The sequence below is a fragment of the Bradyrhizobium jicamae genome, assembly GCF_001440395.1.
Taxonomy (GTDB): domain Bacteria; phylum Pseudomonadota; class Alphaproteobacteria; order Rhizobiales; family Xanthobacteraceae; genus Bradyrhizobium; species Bradyrhizobium jicamae.
On the sequence record NZ_LLXZ01000221.1, the window covers coordinates 2,696 to 2,984 of the forward strand.

1 rRNA gene (only partly in view) is annotated in these 289 nt (G+C 58.1%); it reads left to right on the forward strand.

The features are described from left to right. Positions 1-289, forward strand: a 23S ribosomal RNA gene (locus CQ12_RS39415) (it extends past both window edges: 342 nt to the left, 2,849 nt to the right).

Below are 289 nucleotides of genomic sequence, written 5' to 3' on the forward strand. Positions count from 1 at the left end.
TGTGAGACCCGGCAGGGGTTGCGTATGCGGGGTTGTGGGATCTCTCTTTCACGGTCTGCCGGCCGTGGGACGAGTCAGAAACCGTTGATGTAGGCGAAGGACATGCGAAAGGTCCGGCGTAGAGGGTAAGACCCCCGTAGTCGAAACGTCAGCGGCTCGTTTGAGAGACACCCAAGTAGCACGGGGCCCGAGAAATCCCGTGTGAATCTGGCGGGACCACCCGCTAAGCCTAAATATTCCCTGGTGACCGATAGCGGATAGTACCGTGAGGGAATGGTGAAAAGTACCC